General features: G+C 65.8%; 2 protein-coding genes. One reads left to right on the forward strand and one right to left on the reverse strand.

Annotation, left to right across the window (positions count from 1 at the left end):
- Nucleotides 1-51 precede the first annotated feature (51 nt).
- Nucleotides 52-924, reverse strand: a complete 873-nt coding sequence (locus FCU66_RS40640) for an aldo/keto reductase family oxidoreductase (protein WP_136618720.1) — start codon at nt 922-924, stop codon at nt 52-54.
- Between the two features lie 91 nt (nt 925-1015).
- On the opposite strand from FCU66_RS40640, the gene FCU66_RS40645 reads away from it, so the two are divergent.
- The coding region (locus FCU66_RS40645) for a LysR substrate-binding domain-containing protein (RefSeq protein ID WP_136625527.1) at nt 1016-1650 on the forward strand (635 nt) is incomplete at its 3' end.

The raw sequence follows: 1650 nt of genomic DNA on the forward strand, positions 1-1650 counted from the left end.
CCCCTCTGGCCTGCCGGCCATCTCCCCCACGAGGGGGGAGATTGGCTAATCTCAAGCGGCCATCGCCACGCCCTCTAATTCCCCGAGCACATCGTCCGAGAGCTCCAGTTCTGCCGCACTGAGGTTCTCCCGCAAATGCCCGACAGACGATGTGCCGGGGATCAGCAGGATGTTGGGCGCGCGGCGCAGCAGCCAGGCGAGCGCGACCTGCATGGGGGTGGCGCCGAGGTGCTGCGCTACATCGGACAGCGTCGAAGACTGCAGCGGGTTGAAGCCGCCGAGCGGGAAGAACGGCACATAGGCGATGCCGTCGCGGGCAAGGTCGTCGATCAGGGCGTCGTCGCCGCGATGCGCCAGATTGTACTGGTTTTGCACGCAAACGATCTCGGCAATGCGGCGTCCTTCGGCGATCTGAGTTGACGTCACGTTGCTGAGCCCGATGTGCCTGACCAGGCCCTTCCGCTGAAGCTCTGCCAGCACGGTGAGCGGTGCCTCGATCGACCCTTCGGCGGGACCATGGGTATCGAACATGATGCGCAAATTGACCACATCGAGCACTTCGAGCCCGAGATTGCCTAGATTGTCGTGCACCGCCTGGGTCAGCGCCTCGGGCGAGAAGGCCGGCAGCCATGATCCATCGGTGCCGCGCCGGGCGCCGATCTTGGTGACGATGACGAGATCCTTGGGGTAGGGTGCCAGCGCTTGGCGGATCAGCCGGTTGGTGACGTGCGGGCCGTAGAAATCGCTGGTATCGATATGATCGACACCTTGCGCAACCGCCTCGCGCAGCACGGCCAGTGCCGCGTCATGGTCCCTGGGCGGGCCGAACACGCCGGGTCCGGCGAGCTGCATGGCACCGTAGCCGAGCCGCTTCACGGTGTGGCTGCCAAGGGTGAAGGTGCCGGCCTGTTGAATATTGGACATGATTGATCTCCTTTGAGGAGACAGAGATAGGCGCTGCGCAACCTCGTGATAATCAGGTACAATCCACACAGGCTGTGCGGAATTACGGACAATGATGGACCTCAGTGATCTGACCGCCTTCGTGGCGGTGGCGCGCGCCGGCGGCTTCCGCGACGGCGCGCGTGCGAGCGGCGGCAGCGCTTCGGGCTTGAGTGAGGCGGTTCGTCGCCTCGAGGCGCAGCTCGGTGTCAGGCTGTTCAACCGCACGACGCGCAGCGTCGTCCCGACCGAGGCGGGCCTCAGTCTGCTGGAACGGCTCGGCCCGGCGCTGTCGGAGGTGGAGGCGGCGCTGGATGTGGTGAACGGCTTTCGCGACCGGCCGGCGGGCTCGTTGCGTCTCAATGTGCCGGTCAGCGCCGCGCGGCTGATATTGCCCGATATCGTCCCGGGTTTCCTCGCTGCTTATCCCGGCATCCGGCTGGAGGTGATCGCCGACGAGAACTTTGTCGACGTGCTGGCAGCCGGCTGCGACGCCGGCATCCGCTATGACGAGCGGCTGGAACAGGACATGATCGCGGTGCCGATCGGACCGCGCGTGCAGCATTTCGCCACCGCCGCCAGCCCTGCCTATCTTGCTCGCCATGGACGGCCGGAACACCCGAGCGACCTGCTTGGCCACTCTTGCGTGCGCGGGCGCTTTGCCAGCGGGGCGATGCTGCCTTGGGAATTCGAGCGCGACGGCGAGGT

The organism is Mesorhizobium norvegicum (assembly GCF_004919685.1).
GTDB classification, from domain to species: domain Bacteria; phylum Pseudomonadota; class Alphaproteobacteria; order Rhizobiales; family Rhizobiaceae; genus Mesorhizobium; species Mesorhizobium norvegicum.